The sequence below is a fragment of the Hydrogenophaga atypica genome (assembly GCF_042665215.1).
Classification (GTDB): Bacteria; Pseudomonadota; Gammaproteobacteria; order Burkholderiales; family Burkholderiaceae_C; genus Hydrogenophaga; species Hydrogenophaga defluvii_A.
Genome location: NZ_JBHTCA010000006.1, coordinates 188089 through 206189, shown reverse-complemented (window position 1 = coordinate 206189; position 18101 = coordinate 188089). Strand labels below are relative to the sequence as shown.

Below are 18101 nucleotides of genomic sequence, written 5' to 3'. Positions count from 1 at the left end.
TAAGGGCGCGGGGCAATGGAAGTTCGACTCATAGAGAAAGCTGGTGTGCCGGCATCGGAAATCGACGCGCAGCAGAAGATACAGAAAGCGTTCGACGCTGCTGTGTTTAGCAAAGGTTGGCGAGGGTATGCGTCGTTCAAGCTCCCGCGTGGAGGTCCTGGTGCAGGTGATGACGACTTCGACCTAGTGTTGGTTACGCACACGCACATCGTTGTCATTGAGCTGAAGAACTGGCGGGGGGAGACACTGACTGCCAGAGGTGGAAACTGGTACGTTGATGGCCAACCTCGCGGTCGGTCACCAGTGCCACTGGTCAACCTGAAGGCTAAGCGATTGGGTACAACGCTGAATACTCGGGTGGGTCCGGCCAAGACACCTCTGGTCTTGTCCTTCGTTGTATTGACTGGAAGCATCACTGAACTTGACCTCTCAGAGGAACCCAGAGAGGCGGAGTCAGTGCTCTTCTTGAGCGAGCTGCTGGAATGGACAAATGAGGCTGAGTACAGAAAATTTGTCAATCGCCCTGCTCGCATCAATCCATTGGTCTTTCTGAATGCCTATGACTTGTTCTTTGAAGGGCAAAAGGGGCGCCCAGCAGGCTTCAACATTCACGGTTACCGCCCTGACCCACAGCCACTCTGGGAGCACCCGAGAAAGCTATATGCGGAGTTTCGTGCCAAGGAAAAGCAAGACCCAGACAAGCTAGCGTTGCTCCGTCAATGGGACTTTGGAGCTCTGGGCAGTCAACTAATTGGGGAAGGCGAGCGTGCCTTTATCGGTCTTCGTGAGCAGCGCGTTTTCGAGCACGTGGAGCCCCGAAATGAGGAGCTTGCTCGGAGCCTCTTGCGACCTATCGCACGGTTGTCTGAGACAGACGTTACGCGTGACTTTGCAGAGCTCTACGCATTGCCCCCAAAGGTCACGCGCTTGAGTGAGTTTGTTAACTCGGGACTTTCGAAGCTAACGCCATCTGAGCGTGTCGTACTGGTCAAGGCGATGTTGCAGCGTTTTGCTGACCTGCATGACCTCAATGTGGCTCATAGAGATGTTGGTGCTCATTGCCTGTGGGTTGAACGGCCTGCAAAAGTGGTTCTATCGGGTTTTCCGGCGGCTTACTACCCCACCATGGCTACCATGGGCACCTTTCGCGAACAGGTGCAGGTGGAACGGTCAAACTTGCCTGAAGACTCGGTGCCTTCCGAAGGAGCCACGCCATTTCGTCGTGACGTCTACCTACTCGGTGTCTTGACGCACTTAATGCTTCATGGCGAACGTCCACCACGAGTCGGTGGTCACTACGTCTGGGAAGCGCGAAAATCGGACGCATACGAAGGTGCCTTTGATGCTGTGCTTGTTCGGGCATTGAGCGCGGAACCCAAGCTTCGATTCGAGACGGCCAGAGAAATGCTGGAAGCCTTGAACGAAGCCTCCAAGAAGGAAAGTGAGCAGGTCATTGACCTTGCAGCATTCGACGTTCATCGTGCAAAGACGCGTGTACGCGACTACCCAGAAGAAGCCCACCCCCTTACAGATGATGATGACCTTTTGGCCTTTCGGAGCTCGTTTGAAGGTCAAGCAGTTTTGGTCAAGGAGTGGCACGGTGTAGAACCCGACCTGAAAAGACCAGACCAAGCAATTCGACTCCTCTCCTTTCTTGAAAGGGCAAGGAATCTACGAGCTGCCGCTTTACCAGGTGTGGCCGCCGTGCTGGATAGTGGTCTGAGTCGACGCAGCTTGCTTGTTGTCCAGCGCTGGGTTGACGGCGAGACGATGGCTCAGTGGATGTCAAGACCGCAGACGCGCGAGACCAGGCTGAGTGTTGCCCGCACGCTTACCGCGACGTTGGCGCAGCTGCATGCCTTTGAATGGCCGCATGGCGACATCAAGCCTGACAACATCGTCATAGACGGGGACGGTAGTCCCGTGTTGGTCGACATGTTGGATTTCCGCAGGTCTTCCAGCGATGTGTATTCCACGGCTTACCTGCCGTCTGACTACAAAACACTTTCACCGCTGGCCAGGGACCGTTGGGCCTTGGCTGTTGTGCTCGACGAACTGTTGTTCAAGGAGCAGACAGCGGACAACCTGTTGGGTTTGGAGCAGGTGCGTGAAGAGGTTCAGCGCCTGCTCACTGAGCGCCAGGTTTCCGCGCTGGAGCCGCTTCAAAGTGCGTTGGACGGTAAGGGTCAGTCCACTGACCTTCCCGATGTGGTCCCGTATGCTGTGACGATTCGCGGCGTCTCAGCAACGGGGGTTCCCGCAGGTGAACTGCAGGGGGACAACGGGTACTTCTACCTCACGATGGAAGACTCACGAAAGCACCCTGGCTCAAAACTTGTCCATTTGACTGGAGCTGGCGCAAGACTGACCGTAGTGTGGAGCCCTCTGGAGCGGCGAGCCTCTTGGGTGATGGTTCGTCCGATTGACCTCACCCAGCTCATCTGGACACAGGACAAGTGTCTAGGGCGGTTTCGCGCCCGACTTTCGGTGACAGACGGTGCCAGGCATGAGGTATCCGAGCTGGAGCCGTCGTTGGAAGAGTGGTGCGAGCAGTTTGGAGACCAGTCGGTTAAGGCTGCGGAGGACGGCCTGCCGGAGAGGGGGGAGCCCTCCCCCGAGTTGCCTGTCTCGGAGCTGGATGTTGATACAGACCGACCAGTGTCATCGAATGAGCAACAGTCCAAAATTGATGTTGAGGAGCTTTGGCAGGCGCTACTCGCAGCCGAGGAAGATTCCTTGCCCATTGCTACGGTGGTAGGGGAGCCTCGGCGCAATCCCCAACGTGAGCATCAGATGCTGGTTCCCTGTTCACTCGATGGTGCTGGCTTCGACCCCGACATTGACGATTTGACTTGGGTCGAGAAGCCAAACGCGGAAGGGCAATGGCGGCGGTGTGGCGACCTAGAGCTCCGGGACACATTTTTGGGCGCGAATGCAGAGCTTGCCATTGAGCGCTGGAGCGGCAAGCCGCCGAAACCTGGCGACAAGCTGCGATTGCGCAGCAACATGGAGAGTGCCTCGTTGACGCGTCGCGCTGCGGCCGTTGAACGCATTCTTCAAGGTCGCTCCGTGGTGCCAGACTTGATGGGTTACTTTCAATCTGCCTGTTCGCAGCCTGTGCCCATGCAGTTCCAGTGTCCCTCCGAGGAAGCGCTCAACGCATACTCTCAGGGTAACAAAAGCCTGAACGAGAGCCAGAGAGAGGCATTTCGCAAGGCGCTGCAGTTCGGCCCCTTGAGTCTTCTGCAGGGGCCGCCCGGTACCGGAAAGACTTGGTTCATCGCTGCACTGCTGCATTACCTGGTGACCAGGGAAGGAGCACGCCGCGTGCTGGTGGTCAGCCAGGCACATGAAGCGGTCAACAACGCCCTGGAGAAGGCGCTGGAGTTGTTCGAGTCGAAGGGTATCGCTTTTGATGCTGTTCGGTTGGGGCACGAATCGGTCGTTTCAGAGACGATTCGGCACCTTCATTCGTCTTCGATTGAGCAGTCGTACAGGGAGCGCTTCAAAGCCGAGTACAAGGAGCGTGTCGTCCGCCTTGCTACGGAGATGGGGCTCCCTTCGGACTTTGCCGCGGCGGCGGTGAGGCTTCACGTCAACGTCGGCCGTTTGGTCGAGCAGATTTCGGCTTTGGTCACTGATGTGCCGGTACCGTCCTCTGGTCGAAAGAAGCCAATTGCACAGGAACATGCGGACGAGGATGTGAGCATCCAGCGAGGTCGTCAGCTAACGGAGGCGCTGCAGGAGGTTTGCAACCGGGACTACCAATACAGCGTGGTAGACGTTCAGCTCGGGGAGGTGATGGACGACCTGTTTGAGCAACTCGTAACCCAATATGAAGTTCAGTCGCCACAGGCTGTTGAACGCCTTCGTCGGTTGCTGAAGATGTCTGATGATTGGCTCAAGACGCTGGGCGAGCCCGCTGCAAATTTCGTCGAATTCCTGGCCAAGTCGCGAACAGTGGTCGCTGGGACGTTGGTGGGGATTGGTCGACGAGCAGCGGGCGTCATCCAGAACATGTACGACTGGGTGGTCATTGACGAGGCGGGGCGTGCAGCGCCAAGCGAGCTGGCTGTTGCGATGCAGACGGGCCGTCGCATTTTGCTGGTGGGGGACCACAAGCAACTGCCACCGACCTTCGACCAAGAAGTTCGACATGCCGTTTCCAAGAAGCTCGGCTATGCCGTCGACTCTTTGGCATTTTCCAGCGACTTTGAGCGGGTTTTCGACTCGCCCTTTGGGCAAACAGTCGGGGCTTCCTTCAAAGAGCAGTACCGGATGGCTCCGGCCATTGGTGAATTGGTGTCAGAGGTCTTCTACGGGAATAATCTTGCGACGGGTAGGGCCTCATCCTGGTTGGACACCAGCCTGCTACCTGTGCAGCTCCGTCATGAAGTGTGTTGGGTCGACACATCGAGTCTCGGCAGGAGCGCAATGGAGAGCAACTCGCCTGACCGAATTGACTGCTGGAACGACACAGAAGCCGGCGTGGTGATGAATGTTCTCAAGTCACTGGTTCTGAGTCCTGGCTTGGTACGTGCACTCAAGGAAGGCTTGCAGCATGGTGAGCCCCTCATCGGCATCATCTGCATGTATTCCAAACAACGTGAAGTGCTGAACCGCCTGAAAAGCGAGGCCCGATGGATTCCCGCGGACCTTCGGCGGTTGGTGAAAATTGACACTGTCGACAGCTATCAGGGCAAGGAGAACCGTATCGTCATTCTGTCAACGGTTCGCAACAACCCACAACAGAATCCAGGGTTCTTGCGACTTCCAAATCGCATCAATGTGGCGATGTCGCGTGCTATGGAGCGTTTGGTGGTGGTGGGGGCGGCGCCAATGTGGCGCGGCAAAAACGCCGGCTTACCACTTGGGCAAGTGCTCAAGAAAATCGAGTCGTTGAGCGAGGCAAACCGAGCCGTCCTCGTGAAGGCACAGGAGTTCCGTTCATGAGCGTCGACCACGCACCGTTCAACCGAATCACCTTTGCTTTGCCGGTTCAGCCTTTCAAGGTGACCGCCTTTATTTCCACGCAGGAACGATTGCCGGCGGTGACAGAGTTCGTGCTCCGGCTTCTTCACACCTGTGGACGTGTGTCGCTGGGAGGCTTCAGGGACTACTTCGGATTCTCCGAGGCTGAAGCCCTCTCTGTCATAGAGTCGTTGAACCGCCAAGGCTACGTCAGCTTGTCGGAGGACGAGCTGACCCTCAGCGAAGAGATGCGTCAACGCTTCGAGTCATCCCCCGACGACTACCCTTGGGTGACAAAGCTCAAGCGACGCACAGATGTCGTACCGTTTGACTTGTTGACGTTCTCTATGCTGGGGCGGGCCGAATTTGCGTTCGCTACTGCGAATTGGGTGAAGCTGAATCCGCCGACGGAACTGGTGGGAAACAGCTTGGAGATGGCACGTCGTGCTTACAGAGAGAGCTTCGCGCGCATTGAGCGAGAGACGGCGCGTTCGCGCGGCGAGGAGCGCGAAAGGTCTTACGGCGTTCATTCGATTGAAAGCGTGGAGGCTCGCAAGCCGGGCTTTGTTCCGTTAACGGTCAGCTTGGAGATTGATGCAAAGAACGTCGTCAGTGCCAAGCTCCCCAACGAGTTTGAAGCTGGTGCCAGTATGCAGTTGTTGAGCGAGTTTCGCGAGCGTGTTGCCGCTTCGTTGGAGGCGAATGCGCAAGTCGAGGGCAATCACTCGGACGAGTTCATAGAGCTATTTGAACTGGACTTTCTCAGGCCGTACGTTGTTGGGCCTGAGCTCAACGCTCACAAATTGGCCGTGGATGTCGAACGCGGCTTGACTTGCCCCAAAGGCGTTCAGCCTTTGTTTGGTTCCTCATACCTCAAGAGGAATCGTGACAGGCTGCTGGCTCACATACATGAAGCCCGTTCTGGCTATAACGGACAGCCGTTGCATCAAGGTTCGTTAGGCTGGCTCGCACCCGACTACGCTCTCTGGGGACGTGGCGAGGACTTCAGACAGTCAGTGGAAGCGTTCCGGAAGGCGCTTAAGACCACCGGCAAGGGAGACGATTTGTACCTGCTTGATAGGGCAGAAGAACGTCAGGAGCCGTCCGTTAGGGGCAAGTATTCGAATACCGGTTTGGTTGAACTGCATTTGTTCAGGCCCTCCGAGTTGGCGAACACTCGCTGGCACTCCTCTCTGGAGGTTCTGCTCTACCCTGGGCGGTTTGCGGCCGTTCTGTTGCATGCTTCGTTGCCAGCGGTGCCAGGAGCGCGAATCCCGTTTGGTTTTGTCTCTACGCAGCCCAAGCACTTGCGATTGACCCACCAGTTGATGTTGGACTCAGCCAATGGCAGTCGGTACTGTGGTCGTTGGTCTCCGAACAAGGAGGCTGGACCGAGTCGGCCGCAGTCGCTTTTCGAGGCATGCTCCTTCCTTGCGTACTCAGATATCCAACCGCGGCCCCCCGTCTGACAGCCACATCATGAACATCAAGTCGAAGCTAGCGGAAGCGCTCCTATCTGCTGCGAGGGTAAACCGCTCACTGATGACCGTTCCCGCTGCGGTGCTCTGGCCGGACCCTGAGCGTCAATGGCTGCATGTAGTCCCGTCTCTTGCCGATTTTGTGCCAGGTCTACTCACGCTCGGTCGATACCAACCTGAGTTGCATCAAGGACCGAGTATCTGGCTGAAGACCGTGATAGCAGGCGGCATTCAACTGTTGAATCCGGGCGTGGTACCGGTCGTGTACTTGCCCGGCGTCAGTAAGGCGGACCTGAGGGCGATTGAATCTTGTCCCAGGGACTTGCAACCGCTCGCCGAACTGCAATACCGAGGTAGCTTCTGGAGTCAGGCCAATGGGAAAGATTGGACCGTTTCTGCGTTTCTGTCGTCCAAGACTGGAGGTTTGGGGTTGGATGTTGCCAATGACAAGGTGACCCATGAGGCACTGCAGCAAGCGCTGGAAGCGGGGGTCTTACTTGACCACTCGGTGGACGAGCTCAAAGGTCGACAAATCAATGCTGAGTGGCTTCTCAGTTTGATGGCACCGAATCCGACACGTGACGTGTTGTTTTGGATGAATAACCCCGCCTCGGCCCGGCACCAATGGGGCGATGTGTTGTGGGATGTTTTTTCTAAGCGCTGCAAGGCAGACTTCGGCTTCGACCCTACTTCTGACGGTGTGCTAACTGCCGCTGAGCGACTGGCCAAGGGCGATGGCAAGTGGGCTGCTGTGACCGAGGTATATAAAGACTCTTTCGCCAGCTTCCCCGGAGTCTTTGGTCTGCTAGCCAAGGTTCAGCCGCCTCAGCTGGGGCTGTTCCCGGACATGGACCCCAATGGCCCCTTGGCCGGCTACCCGCAAGCCAATGAGCAAGGTGAGGCGAGTCTGCGCTACGCGCTGTCTGCCTGCGCGGCCATGGATGCCGCCCAGGCTCGTACTGCCATCGCCACCGCTGAAAAGGAGCACGGCGCACGCCGGGGTTGGTTGTGGTCCCGCATGGGGCATTCGCCCTTGGCTCAATCGCTGGAGCACCTGGCCCGCTTGGCTGAGCTCAGCGCAGCCGTGCCCATCGGCGCCACGCCATCGGAGCTGGCTGCAAGCTACCAGCAGTCCGGGTGGCGTGTGGACGAGGCGGCGACGCTGGCCATGGGCTCCGTGCATACCAAGGCAGACACAGACGCTGTCGGCGCCGCAGTGCGCGCCGTCTACCTGCCCTGGCTTGAAGAAGCGGCCAAGCGACTACAGGACGCGGTGAAGAAAGTTGGGGGCATGCCTTCGCTGCAGGCGGCATCGGACGCAGCAGCTGATTCGGGCACATGCACGGTGTTCGTGGATGGCCTGCGGTACGACGTCGCCCAGCGGTTGCGTGCCAAGCTTGACGGGCTGGGCACCACCACGTTGGCGGCCCGTTGGACGAGCATGCCGTCGGTCACAGCTTCCGGCAAGGCTTGGTGCTCTCCGGTGGCGGGGCAGGTCTCCGGCAGGGCTGAAGATGTGGAGTTCGAGCCCCGCGTAGCTGCAGACGGCAAACCGCTCTCTGGCTACAACTTCAGGAAGCTGCTGACCGACAACGGCGTGCAGCCGCTGGACAAGCATGAGACGGGTGACCCGAGCGGACGCGCCTGGACGGAATCGGGCGACCTGGACCACTACGGCCACGAGCACGGTGTTCGTCTCGCCCGTGACGTTGATGCTCAGCTGACAGGGGTGGTCGAACGGGTGCAGGAACTGCGCGACGCAGGGTGGCGCCGGGTGCGTATCGTCACCGACCACGGCTGGCTGCTGGTCCCCGGTGGCTTGCCGAAGACGGAGCTGCTCAAACACCAGGCCGAGACCCGTTGGGGACGCTGCGCCGTCCTCAAGGACACGGCACACGGCACACCGCTGACCTTCGGCTGGGATTGGTGTAAAGATGTCCAAGTGGCGTATGCGCCCGGCGTGTCGTCCTTCGTTGCTGGAGCCGACTACGCGCACGGCGGCCTGAGCCTGCAAGAGTGCCTGGTGCCGGTCTTGGTCCTGATGGTGGCTGCGCCTGCGGCAGCCGCACAGGTCACCATCAAGTCGGTCACTTGGAAAGGCCTGCGCTGCGTGGTCGAGGTAGAAAGCACATCGACCGGCCTGACGGTGGACGTACGGACGAAGCCCGCGCTGGCGACGTCCAGCCTGGTGGCGAGCGTGAAGCCTCTGGAAGGCGGCAAGACCAGCGTGGCGGTGGCTGACGACGACAACCTCGGCTCTGCGGCTGTGGTCGTCATCCTGGCAGCCGATGGTCAGGTGCTGCAGAAGCAGGCGACGACGGTGGGCGGCTGAATGAAGCCAGGCCAGGTGCGAAGCTGTTACCTTGTTACCTGGCATCGAGATAGAGAGCAGCATGGTGGGCGACCGGCTCAAGACAGGTCGCAAATGGATGATTGACGATGGAACTTGATGACTTGGATAGGAAGGCTACCGCTGCCTTCGAAGGCTACGTGGTACGCAAGGACCTTGTGCGGACGTTCAGCCGCCAGTTCCCAGTTCCGACGTACGTCGTTGAATTTCTGCTGGGCCGCTACTGCGCAACGACCGACGAGGCGGAAATCCAGGAGGGTCTGGATATCGTCCAGCGGCAACTGGCGTCGCGGACGGTGAAAGCCGGTGAAGATGAGCTCTTCAAGGCCCGCGCACGCGAGGCCGGTTCCGTGAAGATTATCGATATCGTCACAGCCCGCCTGGACTCCAAGACCGACTCCTACATCGCCACCTTGCCCAGCCTGCGCCTGACGGACGTGCGGCTCACGCCTGAGATGGTCAAGGATAACGAGCGCATGCTCACGGGCGGGTTCTACGCCGAGGTGACCCTGGGCTACGACGCGTCCATCGCGCAGGAGAAAGGCGGACGCCCATTCGGTGTCGAGGCGCTTCGGGCGATTCAGCTCTCAAAGCGCGAGGTGCTGGATGTACTGGCAGAGGGGCGCAAGCACTTCACAACCGCTGAATGGCGTGACCTGCTGCTGCGAAGTGTTGGCTTTGAACCCGAAACCCTGTCAGAGCGAGCCAAAGACGCACTGCTCCTGCGCATGGTGCCGTTCGTGGAGCGCAATTACAACCTGGTCGAACTCGGGCCTCGGGGAACCGGCAAGTCCCACCTGTTCCAGCAGGTGTCGCCCTACGCACACCTCATTTCGGGTGGCAAAGCCACAGTCGCCAAGATGTTCGTGAACAACCAGAACGGTGCACGCGGCTTGGTATGCCAGTACGACGTCGTGTGTTTCGATGAAGTTTCTGGGGTGTCATTCGACTCCAAAGATGGGGTCAACATCATGAAGGGCTACATGGAGAGCGGCGAATTCTCCCGAGGCAAGGAGAGCATCCGCGCTGACGGCTCCATCGTGCTCGTCGGCAACTTCGATGTGGACGTCGAGCACCAGCAACGTATCGGCCACCTCTTCGGGCCGCTGCCACCCGAAATGCGCGATGACACAGCGTTCATGGACCGCATCCATTGCTTTCTACCTGGCTGGGATGTGCCCAAACTCAACCCCGGGCTATTCACTGTGCACTTTGGCCTGGTAAGTGACTTTCTCTCTGAGTGCTTCGCCCAGTTGCGAAATCAAAGCCGAGTCTCGACGCTTCAAGGACGTGTGCGCTGGGGTGGCGCTCTGTCGGGCCGCGACCTCAACGGTGTAAACAAGACCGTGAGCGGGCTGCTGAAGCTGCTCTACCCGGGCTCAGATGCTGTGGTCAGCGAAGAGGACCTGGAGTGGGCGGTGCGACTAGCGTTGGAAGTACGTCGCCGAGTCAAGGAGCAGCAGAAGCGCATCGGTGCTGCCGAGTTCCGCAACACCCATTTCAGCTACACGCTCGGTGCCGAGGGCGTCGAAAAGTTCGTCAGCACGCCGGAGCTACAGAGCCAGGGTGGCATTGGCGATGAGCCGCTGGAGTGTGGGCAGGTCTGGGTGCTGAGCCCAGGCGGTGATGACGAGCACCCTGGTTTGTTTAGGTTGGAGGTCAACGAGGGACCAGGCGGCGGCGTTCGGGTGCTCAACAATCCGGTGCCCGCCGCGTTTAAGGAGTCTATTCGCTGTGCAGAGCAAAACCTGTATGCGCGTGCACAGCAGCTGGTTGGTGACCGCGACCCGCGTTCGCATGAGTTCTCAGTTCAACTTCGTGGATTCGATGCTGCCAAGTCTGGCGCAAAGACTGGCGTGGGTGCCCTCATTGCTCTTTCTAGTGCTTTGCTGAAGAAGTCAATTCGTGGCGGCCTCGTGGTCGTCGGTGAGGTGACGCTCGGGGGCACCATCGAACCAGTGCACAACGCTGTGACGTTGGCAGAAATTGCAGTGGAAAAGAGCGCAAAAGCGTTACTGCTCCCGGTATCCTGCCGTCGTCAGTTGTTCGACCTGTCTGACGAGATGGCAACTAAGCTGGACATCGAGTTCTACCAAGATGGGCGGGATGCGTTGCTCAAAGCGCTGGCAGAATAACTACAGAATGATAATCTGTGTGGTATAAAAAACTCTCGAGGAAACCACCATGGTCCTGTCATTTAAAAAAGCATATCTGGCGGCTGAAAAGGCATTGACTACACCGTGTGGGGTCGATGCATCAAAGATACCCCATGATAGTTTTACCCGGGAGGCAGAGGCCACACCGTCAAGTCTGAGTAATGCGCCAGATTTAGACAGCGTAGAGCGTACCGCAAACCATGAAGCGTTTGGGGATGCCAGCGATATAAATAGTGCGCACTTCAATGAAAGTCGTCCGAAAATTGAGGCCGATTATGAAGAAGGAACGCTCCAGGTTCCTCATTTGGGGATAACATTAAGAGTTTTACTCGCCGCCGCGTCAAATGCCTGTGAAGGAAAAAAGATAAAGCGAAATTGGAATTTATGGTACAACAATGCCAAGATTGGAACGGTTCGAATAAAGACTCAGGACTAGCTTAACTGACTCAGCGCGTTTGGTCAGTTGCCGCCAACTCGGGCCCGACAACAACTAATGCTAAAGTTTTCAAAAAACTTTCCCAAAGTCTACCCATGAGTTTTGGCTCAATACAATGCAGTTGCATGGGTGAAAACCAAAATTGTTTTCGATGCTGGGGCACAGGGCTACTTGAGTCAAAATCCACGCCGGCGGATGTGGCGCCGACTAGGAGGTCAAAAAATTCCATTTCAACAGCAACACCTCGATTTGTAAAATGTCCAGAGTGTGGTGCAGCGGTAATTAAACTCCAAAGACACTTGCGAAGGATGCATGATGTTGATTTAAATGCCCCTACGGTTGTGGACAACCGATATTGTGAAAACCTCCCCGGTCTTGTTAAAGCATCAGAAGTATGCGCAGACTGCGGAGCCACCGTAAAAAACCTTCAAAGGCATATCCGAAAAACTGGGCACATGAATAAACTGCCCTTAGTGTCTTCTGATTCAGTGCGGCCGACGGGGAATTATGGGCTTACTTCTAAGGCCATGTTTCAATGCCAATCTTGCAATCTTGTACTACCGAACCAAACTCTGCTCATCTCCCATGTAATTGGTGCTCACGGGAAAAAGGCAATGACAAAAATGCTTCGAAAAGCAAGTCAGCCGGCTTTCTCCAAGAAGGAGAAAAATCAATTTGACACGACGGAAATCCAAAAAGTATTTCATGTCGCCAATGACAAAGATGCGACCAAGGGATGGGGGCACGCTTACCGAGATAACGGACAATTTGGTTCATATCCTTTGTATGATGCGATGGATGATGAGTCCGAACCCTGATTGAGAATTCAGTTCAAAAAATGGCCTGATGTCGTCGAGAGTTGAGGCCAGGGACTTGGTCTTTGTGGGCATAGGTGGTTGCCACCCTCAAAAATATTGAACCTAGCGCCAATGCAAAGGCAGATGTCAGCCTCTTCGAGGCAAAAACAAAACACTCAGGCAGAGTCAACAAAAGTTTCAGTAGCTCACTCTGTGAGCTACTGACAAGGCAACACTCTGGGCAATGCACTCGTTCAGCGCGGCGCGAATCCCCATGTCGAGCGTCAAACATAAAGAATGCTCCGTATTCGACGGGTTATCAGCAATTTTTCGACTACTTCTGCTGAGCGCACGAGCCACTGAGATACATTTCTGTCACTTTTTTACGTTGGAAAACCATGGACGATATCGAAGTCTTCGTTTTGTTGGCAGCGGTGCTGGTAGTCGCAGTGCTTCAGGTTGTGCTCTTGCTTCGCAAGGTGGCGTTCGAGACGCCTGCAGACTTGAACGCCAGGCTGGCCATCGTTGAGCAGAACATGCAGGGACTCGTTCAGTCGACAGCGAGAAGCGAGGCATCTGGAGAACGCATTGAACAGCAACTCCGCGTGTTCACGGAAACCACGGCACAAGGTTTTGAGGTGTCGCGCCGTACGCTGGACGAGAAGTTGGACAAAACAATCGAGGAGTCCCGAAGCGGCCGTGTTGAGCTGATGTCCTCTTTCCGTGACTTTGAAGGCAAGCTGGAACTGCGCTTCAACTCGTTCGAGGTAACCATCTCAAATCGTCTGGCTGATATCCAGAAGACCACCAATGAAAGCCTGGACGCCATCCGACAAGCGTTGGACGGAAAACTGTCGCAGACGATGGAGGATGCTCGAAGTGGGCGTGCGGAGTTGACGGCTGCCTTCCTGGCGCTTGAGCAAAAACTTGAGCTTCGTATCGGCGGATTTGATTCGTCCATGACCGGGCGCTTTGAGTCACTGCAACAAGCCCTCCAAGGCCGCCTGGATGACGCGGGCAAAGCTCAGATGGCGCAGTTTGCGCAAGCACAGTCTGATGCTGCGCAGGCACGTACTGAACTGGCCAACACCTTGGTCCAGTTCCGTACCGACCTGACCAACACGCTGAACAATTTGTCCGCGGAGACTCTCGCGTCGCGGACGGCCTTGGCGCAGAGTTCCATTGCATTCGAGAAACAGATACACGACCGCTTTGAAGCGCTTTCCAACGCGACCAAAGGCACGCTGGACTCTCTCAAAAGCGACATCGGAACCCAGCTCGGTGTGATGTCCACGGCCCTGAAAGACCAACTGGAAGGCAACGGCAATCAAATTCACAAGCAGTTCACCTCACTGCAGGACGCAGTGGGTCAGCAATTGAAAGTTATGGCCCAAGGCTCCCATCAGAGCTCTGAGCAGCTGCGCTCCGCTCTGAACGAGCGCCTAGCGGCCATCCAGGCTGACAACACCGCAAAGCTCGAGGAGATGCGTCGCACTGTCGACGAGAAGCTGCACGCAACCCTCGAGCAACGACTGGGGGATTCCTTCAAACTGGTGAGCGACAGGCTCGAACAGGTCCATGCGGGACTGGGTGAAATGAAGAACCTGGCCGGTAGCGTGGGAGACTTGAAGCGGGTCATGACCAACGTGCGTACACGGGGAACTTGGGGTGAGGTGCAGCTGGGCGCCATCATCGAGAGCCTGCTCACTGCGGAGCAGTACGACAAAAACGTGAAGACGGTTCCTGGCAGCAATGACCTTGTTGAGTTCGCCATCAAGATGCCGGGCAAGGGTGACGAGCAAACGGTCTGGTTGCCGATTGACTCCAAGTATCCCGTCGAACACTATCAGCGGCTCATTGATGCCCATGACGCCATGGACAAGTCGCTCGTGCTGCAGGCCACCACGGCATTCGAGACGTCGATTCGGCAAGAGGCCAAGAAGATTTCCACGAAATACGTCAGCCCGCCCCACACAACTGATTTCGCCATCCTGTTTGTGCCAACTGAAGGCTTGTTTGCAGAGGTTTGCCGCGTGCCTGGCATGGTGGAGGCACTGCAAAACGAGTACAGGGTTGTTGTCGCTGGTCCGACCACACTTTCCGCGATGCTCAACAGCCTGCGCCTCGGTTTCAGGACGTTGGCCATCGAAAAGAGGTCGTCCGAGGTCTGGGGCATCCTGTCCAACGTGAAGACAGAGTTTCGGAAGTTTGGCGAAATTGTTGACTCCACCAAAAAGTCTATCGACGCTGCGGCCAAAAAGTTTGATGACATTGGCACTCGCACGCGGGCCATCGAGAGGAAATTGCGTGGGGTCGAGGACCTGCCCAACGCAGCGGCGTCTGAAGCCCTGCTGGCAACAGGCGTCATCGCCGTGGATGGCGACGATACGGACGACTGACATCCACAACCAGGGTGGGCAGCCCTTGAAGAGCTCGCCCACGTCCGGGATAGCTTTTTTCTGACGTCAAGTCACTCCTCCTAGCCTATGCAAAAAAATGGTGCTGCGCTTCGCTATTCCGCCTCTGACCTGGTCAATTTCGCCGCCTGCAGGCACCTGACTCGGCTGGACCTTGTGAACCTTGAGACACCGCTGCCCAAGGCAGAAGACTCAGAGGAGATGGCGCTCATTCAAGACAAGGGATTTGCGCACGAGGCTAAATACTGGGAGCACCTCAAGGCAGAGAATCCTCGCGTTGCGGACCTCTCGCAGGTTGGCACCAATGATGGCGAACGCTTTGCCGCCACGAAAAGCGCACTGGTCGATGGTGCCGCTGTCGTCTTTCAGGCGACGCTGTTGAATGACCCCTGGGTCGGCCATGCCGACTTTCTTGTTCGGGTGGACAGTCCTTCAGCCCTTGGGTCCTACAGCTACGAGGTGTCGGACACAAAACTCGCGCGAAGCAGCCGGGCTAAGTTCTTGTTGCAACTGTGCCTCTACTCCGAGATGCTGGGGGAGGTTCAAGGCGTGATGCCCGTGCACATGCACGTTGTGCTGGGTGACGGGCGCAAGGAGACTTTTCTTGTCGCTGACTATCTGCGGTACTTCCGTCGTCTGAAAGCCAGGTTTTTGGACTGGGTCGCGTTGGGCAATCCCGCAAGCTACCCCGAAAAAGTCGAGCGCTGTGGCCAGTGCCGTTGGCGCGACATCTGCGCAGAACGGTGGGAACAAGACGACCACCTGAATCGAGTGGCGAATATCTCGAAGACTCAAATCGTCCGACTGCGTGCGGCTGGCGTCCATACGCTAAACCAACTCGCCGGCGTGTCGACCGGACTGGGCATGCCCAGGATGCAAACGGACACCTTGCAGCGCCTGGCGCATCAGGCGCGACTGCAACAACAGTCCGTGCGCACCGGGCAACCCGTGTTTGAGTTGCTCCCCCTGCGTGACAGCAAGGGCTTCGCACGGTTGCCCGCCCCAGAAACAGGTGACTTGTTCTTCGACATGGAGGGAGACCCCATGACCGAAGGCGGGCTGGAATATCTGTTTGGCCTGTATTTCTTTGAGGATGGCAAACCCATTTTCAAGACCTTTTGGGCGCATGACCGCAGGCAGGAGCAACAGTCGTTCGAAGCGTTCATCGACTTTGTGACAGCGCACCTGCGCAGCTATCCAGCGGCGCACATCTATCACTACGCACCCTATGAGACAACCGCGCTCAAACGCCTCATGTCCCTGCACGGCACCCGCGAAGCCGAGGTGGACGAATTGTTGCGACGAGCGAAACTGGTGGACCTCTATGCCGTGGTGCGCGAGGCCATCCGTGTCGGTGAACCCAGCTATTCCATCAAGGCGATAGAACGGTTCTACAGCAGCAAGCAGCGAGCCGGAGACGTCAAGACAGCGGGTGCCAGCGTTGTTTTCTACGAGAAGTGGAAAACCAGCGGCGACCCTGCCATCTTGCAGGCCATTGCGGATTACAACGAAGACGATGTGCGTAGCACCTACGAGCTGCGCCAATGGTTGATTTCAATCCGGCCGGATGGCGCGTCTTGGCATGGGCAGTCTGCTGCGGGAGCGGCGGAGTCAGTCCCTGCAACTACACCCAGCGATGCAGCTCTGGCCGCGGCTGAAGCGATGGAGCAGTTTCGCATTCAGCTGTTGGATGGCCTTCCGGCTGACCGGCTTGGTTGGAGCTCGGAAGACCAACTCAAAGAGCTGTTGTTTTACCTGCTGGGGTTTCATCGCCGAGTCGAGAAGCCTGTTTGGTGGGCGCTCTTTGCACGCAAGGAAGCGTCGGAGGATGACTTGCTCGAAGACCTTGAGGCGATTGCAGGCCTTATCCCCACTCGCGAACCAGAGGAACAGGGGGAACACCTGCGCTACTGGTACCGGTTTCCCGAGCAAGAAACCAAACTCAAGACGGGTGACAACTGCACTCTGACGTTCAACATGGAGGAGGTGTTTGAACTCGAGGTTGACGAGGACCGCAAAGAGGTCACTTTTTGTCGCAAATGCGAAGCGGCCTGGCAGGAACCGATTCCGGCGCACGGTGTTGCCCTGGGTACGGGCCTGCCCATCAACGTGAAGGGCATTGTTGGGGCGGTACGTCGCTTCGTGACCGAGTACCTTGCTGGCCAAGGAAAGTTCGCGGCAGGATTGGCATTGTTGCGCCGAGAGTTTCCACGCGTTGTTGGCGTCGAAGCCGGCCAGCATCTGCTGGCCCCTGGAGAGGATTTGCTTGACGGGTGCATCCGGGTGGTCTCTGGCCTGAATGACAGCTGCCTGTTCATTCAAGGCCCACCAGGGGCAGGTAAGACCTACACCGGCTCCCATGTCATTGTTGAATTGCTCAGGGCCGGTAAAAGGGTCGCCGTGACTTCCAACAGTCACAAGGCCATCAACAACCTGCTGCAAGGGGTTGAAAAGGTTGCGATTCAGCAGGGGGTCGAGTTCCAAGGGGCGAAGAAGTCCACCTCGATAGAGTCCCAGATTCAGGGGCGCTTCATTCGAGACGAATCGAACACCCAGACCTTGATTCGAGGCGTCGACAAACTTCAGTTGGTTGCCGGTACCGCATGGGTGTTTTCTTCCCCCAAGCTTGAGGCCAAGTTCGACTACCTGTTCGTTGACGAGGCGGGGCAGGTGGCACTGGCCAACCTGGTCGCGATGTCCACCTGCGCGAAAAACATCGTTCTCCTTGGGGACCAGATGCAACTGGGTCAACCCATTCAGGGCGTGCATCCAGGCGAGTCAGGCCTGTCGACATTGGAATACCTGCTCCAGGGTGAATCCACGATTGCAGACTCTCGTGGGGTGTTTCTCAAGGATACGTGGCGCATGCATCCTGATGTCTGCCGCTTCATTTCCGATGCTGTGTATTCGGGGCGACTTGAGCCTGAGAAAGACAACGCCCGACAGCAGCTTCTCCTGCCCAAATACGCCCACCCTGCGCTGAAGCCAACAGGAATTACGTTCGTCGAAGCGAAACATGAGGGGTGTTCCCAGCGCAGCGACGAAGAGGCGGACTTGATACTGGAAATCTTCAAGAACCTGATGAGCTCACGCTACGTCGACCGAAAAGGCGTAGAGCATCCCATGACCGTCGAGAACATCCTCGTAGTTGCACCCTACAACCTGCAGGTCAATCGCCTCAAGCAGGTGTTGCCGCCCGGTGCGCGAGTGGGTACGGTAGACAAATTTCAAGGCCAGGAAGCGGAAGCTGTGCTCGTGTCTATGACAACGTCGAGCGGCGAGTACCTGCCGCGTGACATCGACTTTTTGTACAGCAAGAACCGCTTGAACGTTGCGATTTCCAGGGCGAGGTGCTGGGCTGGCGTTGTCGCAAGTCCAGCGCTCCTGGAGGTCAACGTCAGCTCACCCGTTCAGATGGCGTTGGTGAACACGCTTTGCTGGGTCGAGGAGTACAGCAAAGAAGAGAAACAGCTATGACCACAGGAGTAAAAATGGA

8 protein-coding genes are annotated in these 18101 nt (G+C 57.2%); all 8 read left to right on the top strand.

The window, feature by feature from the left end; genetic code table 11:
* The first annotated feature begins 15 nt into the window (after positions 1-15).
* The 8 genes from ACFQPB_RS11480 to ACFQPB_RS11445 all read left to right on the top strand — a co-directional run bounded on the left by ACFQPB_RS11480 (position 16) and on the right by ACFQPB_RS11445 (position 18082).
* The gene (locus tag ACFQPB_RS11480) at positions 16-4953 is read left to right on the top strand and encodes an AAA domain-containing protein (RefSeq protein ID WP_382223237.1); all 4938 of its coding nucleotides are present in this window, start codon (positions 16-18) and stop codon (positions 4951-4953) included.
* Positions 4950-6440, top strand: coding sequence for a hypothetical protein (locus ACFQPB_RS11475; RefSeq protein ID WP_382223234.1), 1491 nt, complete (start codon positions 4950-4952; stop codon positions 6438-6440). The genes ACFQPB_RS11480 and ACFQPB_RS11475 overlap by 4 nt, the downstream gene beginning before the upstream one ends.
* 10 nt (positions 6441-6450) lie before the next feature.
* Positions 6451-8781, top strand: a complete 2331-nt coding sequence (gene pglZ, locus ACFQPB_RS11470; RefSeq protein ID WP_382223231.1) for a BREX-1 system phosphatase PglZ type B — start codon at positions 6451-6453, stop codon at positions 8779-8781.
* A gap of 107 nt (positions 8782-8888) precedes the next feature.
* Positions 8889-10934 carry a protease Lon-related BREX system protein BrxL gene (brxL, locus tag ACFQPB_RS11465; RefSeq protein ID WP_382223228.1) on the top strand — a complete coding sequence of 682 codons (2046 nt, stop codon included), beginning with the start codon at positions 8889-8891 and terminating at the stop codon, positions 10932-10934.
* Between the two features lie 49 nt (positions 10935-10983).
* On the top strand, positions 10984-11391 hold the full coding sequence (locus ACFQPB_RS11460; protein WP_382223226.1) for a hypothetical protein: 408 nt from the start codon (positions 10984-10986) through the stop codon (positions 11389-11391).
* Positions 11392-11846: 455 nt separating this feature from the next.
* Positions 11847-12209 (top strand): hypothetical protein, encoded by a 363-nt coding sequence (locus tag ACFQPB_RS11455; RefSeq protein ID WP_382223223.1) that lies wholly within the window; start codon positions 11847-11849, stop codon positions 12207-12209.
* A 377-nt stretch (positions 12210-12586) separates the two neighbouring features.
* Positions 12587-14587 carry a DNA recombination protein RmuC gene (locus ACFQPB_RS11450; RefSeq protein WP_382223221.1) on the top strand — a complete coding sequence of 667 codons (2001 nt, stop codon included), beginning with the start codon at positions 12587-12589 and terminating at the stop codon, positions 14585-14587.
* An 87-nt stretch (positions 14588-14674) separates the two neighbouring features.
* A complete protein-coding gene (locus ACFQPB_RS11445; RefSeq protein ID WP_382223218.1) occupies positions 14675-18082 on the top strand; it encodes a TM0106 family RecB-like putative nuclease in 3408 nt (1135 codons plus the stop codon).
* Positions 18083-18101 lie beyond the last annotated feature (19 nt).

Excerpts from the sequence above, each read along its gene's own strand:
- ACFQPB_RS11480 (WP_382223237.1), top strand. The coding sequence starts at position 16 with ATGGAAGTTCGACTCATAGAGAAAGCTGGTGTGCCGGCATCGGAAATC.
- ACFQPB_RS11475 (WP_382223234.1), top strand. The coding sequence starts at position 4,950 with ATGAGCGTCGACCACGCACCGTTCAACCGAATCACCTTTGCTTTGCCG.
- pglZ (WP_382223231.1), top strand. The coding sequence starts at position 6,451 with ATGAACATCAAGTCGAAGCTAGCGGAAGCGCTCCTATCTGCTGCGAGG.
- brxL (WP_382223228.1), top strand. The coding sequence starts at position 8,889 with ATGGAACTTGATGACTTGGATAGGAAGGCTACCGCTGCCTTCGAAGGC.
- ACFQPB_RS11460 (WP_382223226.1), top strand. The coding sequence starts at position 10,984 with ATGGTCCTGTCATTTAAAAAAGCATATCTGGCGGCTGAAAAGGCATTG.
- ACFQPB_RS11455 (WP_382223223.1), top strand. The coding sequence starts at position 11,847 with ATGAATAAACTGCCCTTAGTGTCTTCTGATTCAGTGCGGCCGACGGGG.
- ACFQPB_RS11450 (WP_382223221.1), top strand. The coding sequence starts at position 12,587 with ATGGACGATATCGAAGTCTTCGTTTTGTTGGCAGCGGTGCTGGTAGTC.
- ACFQPB_RS11445 (WP_382223218.1), top strand. The coding sequence starts at position 14,675 with ATGCAAAAAAATGGTGCTGCGCTTCGCTATTCCGCCTCTGACCTGGTC.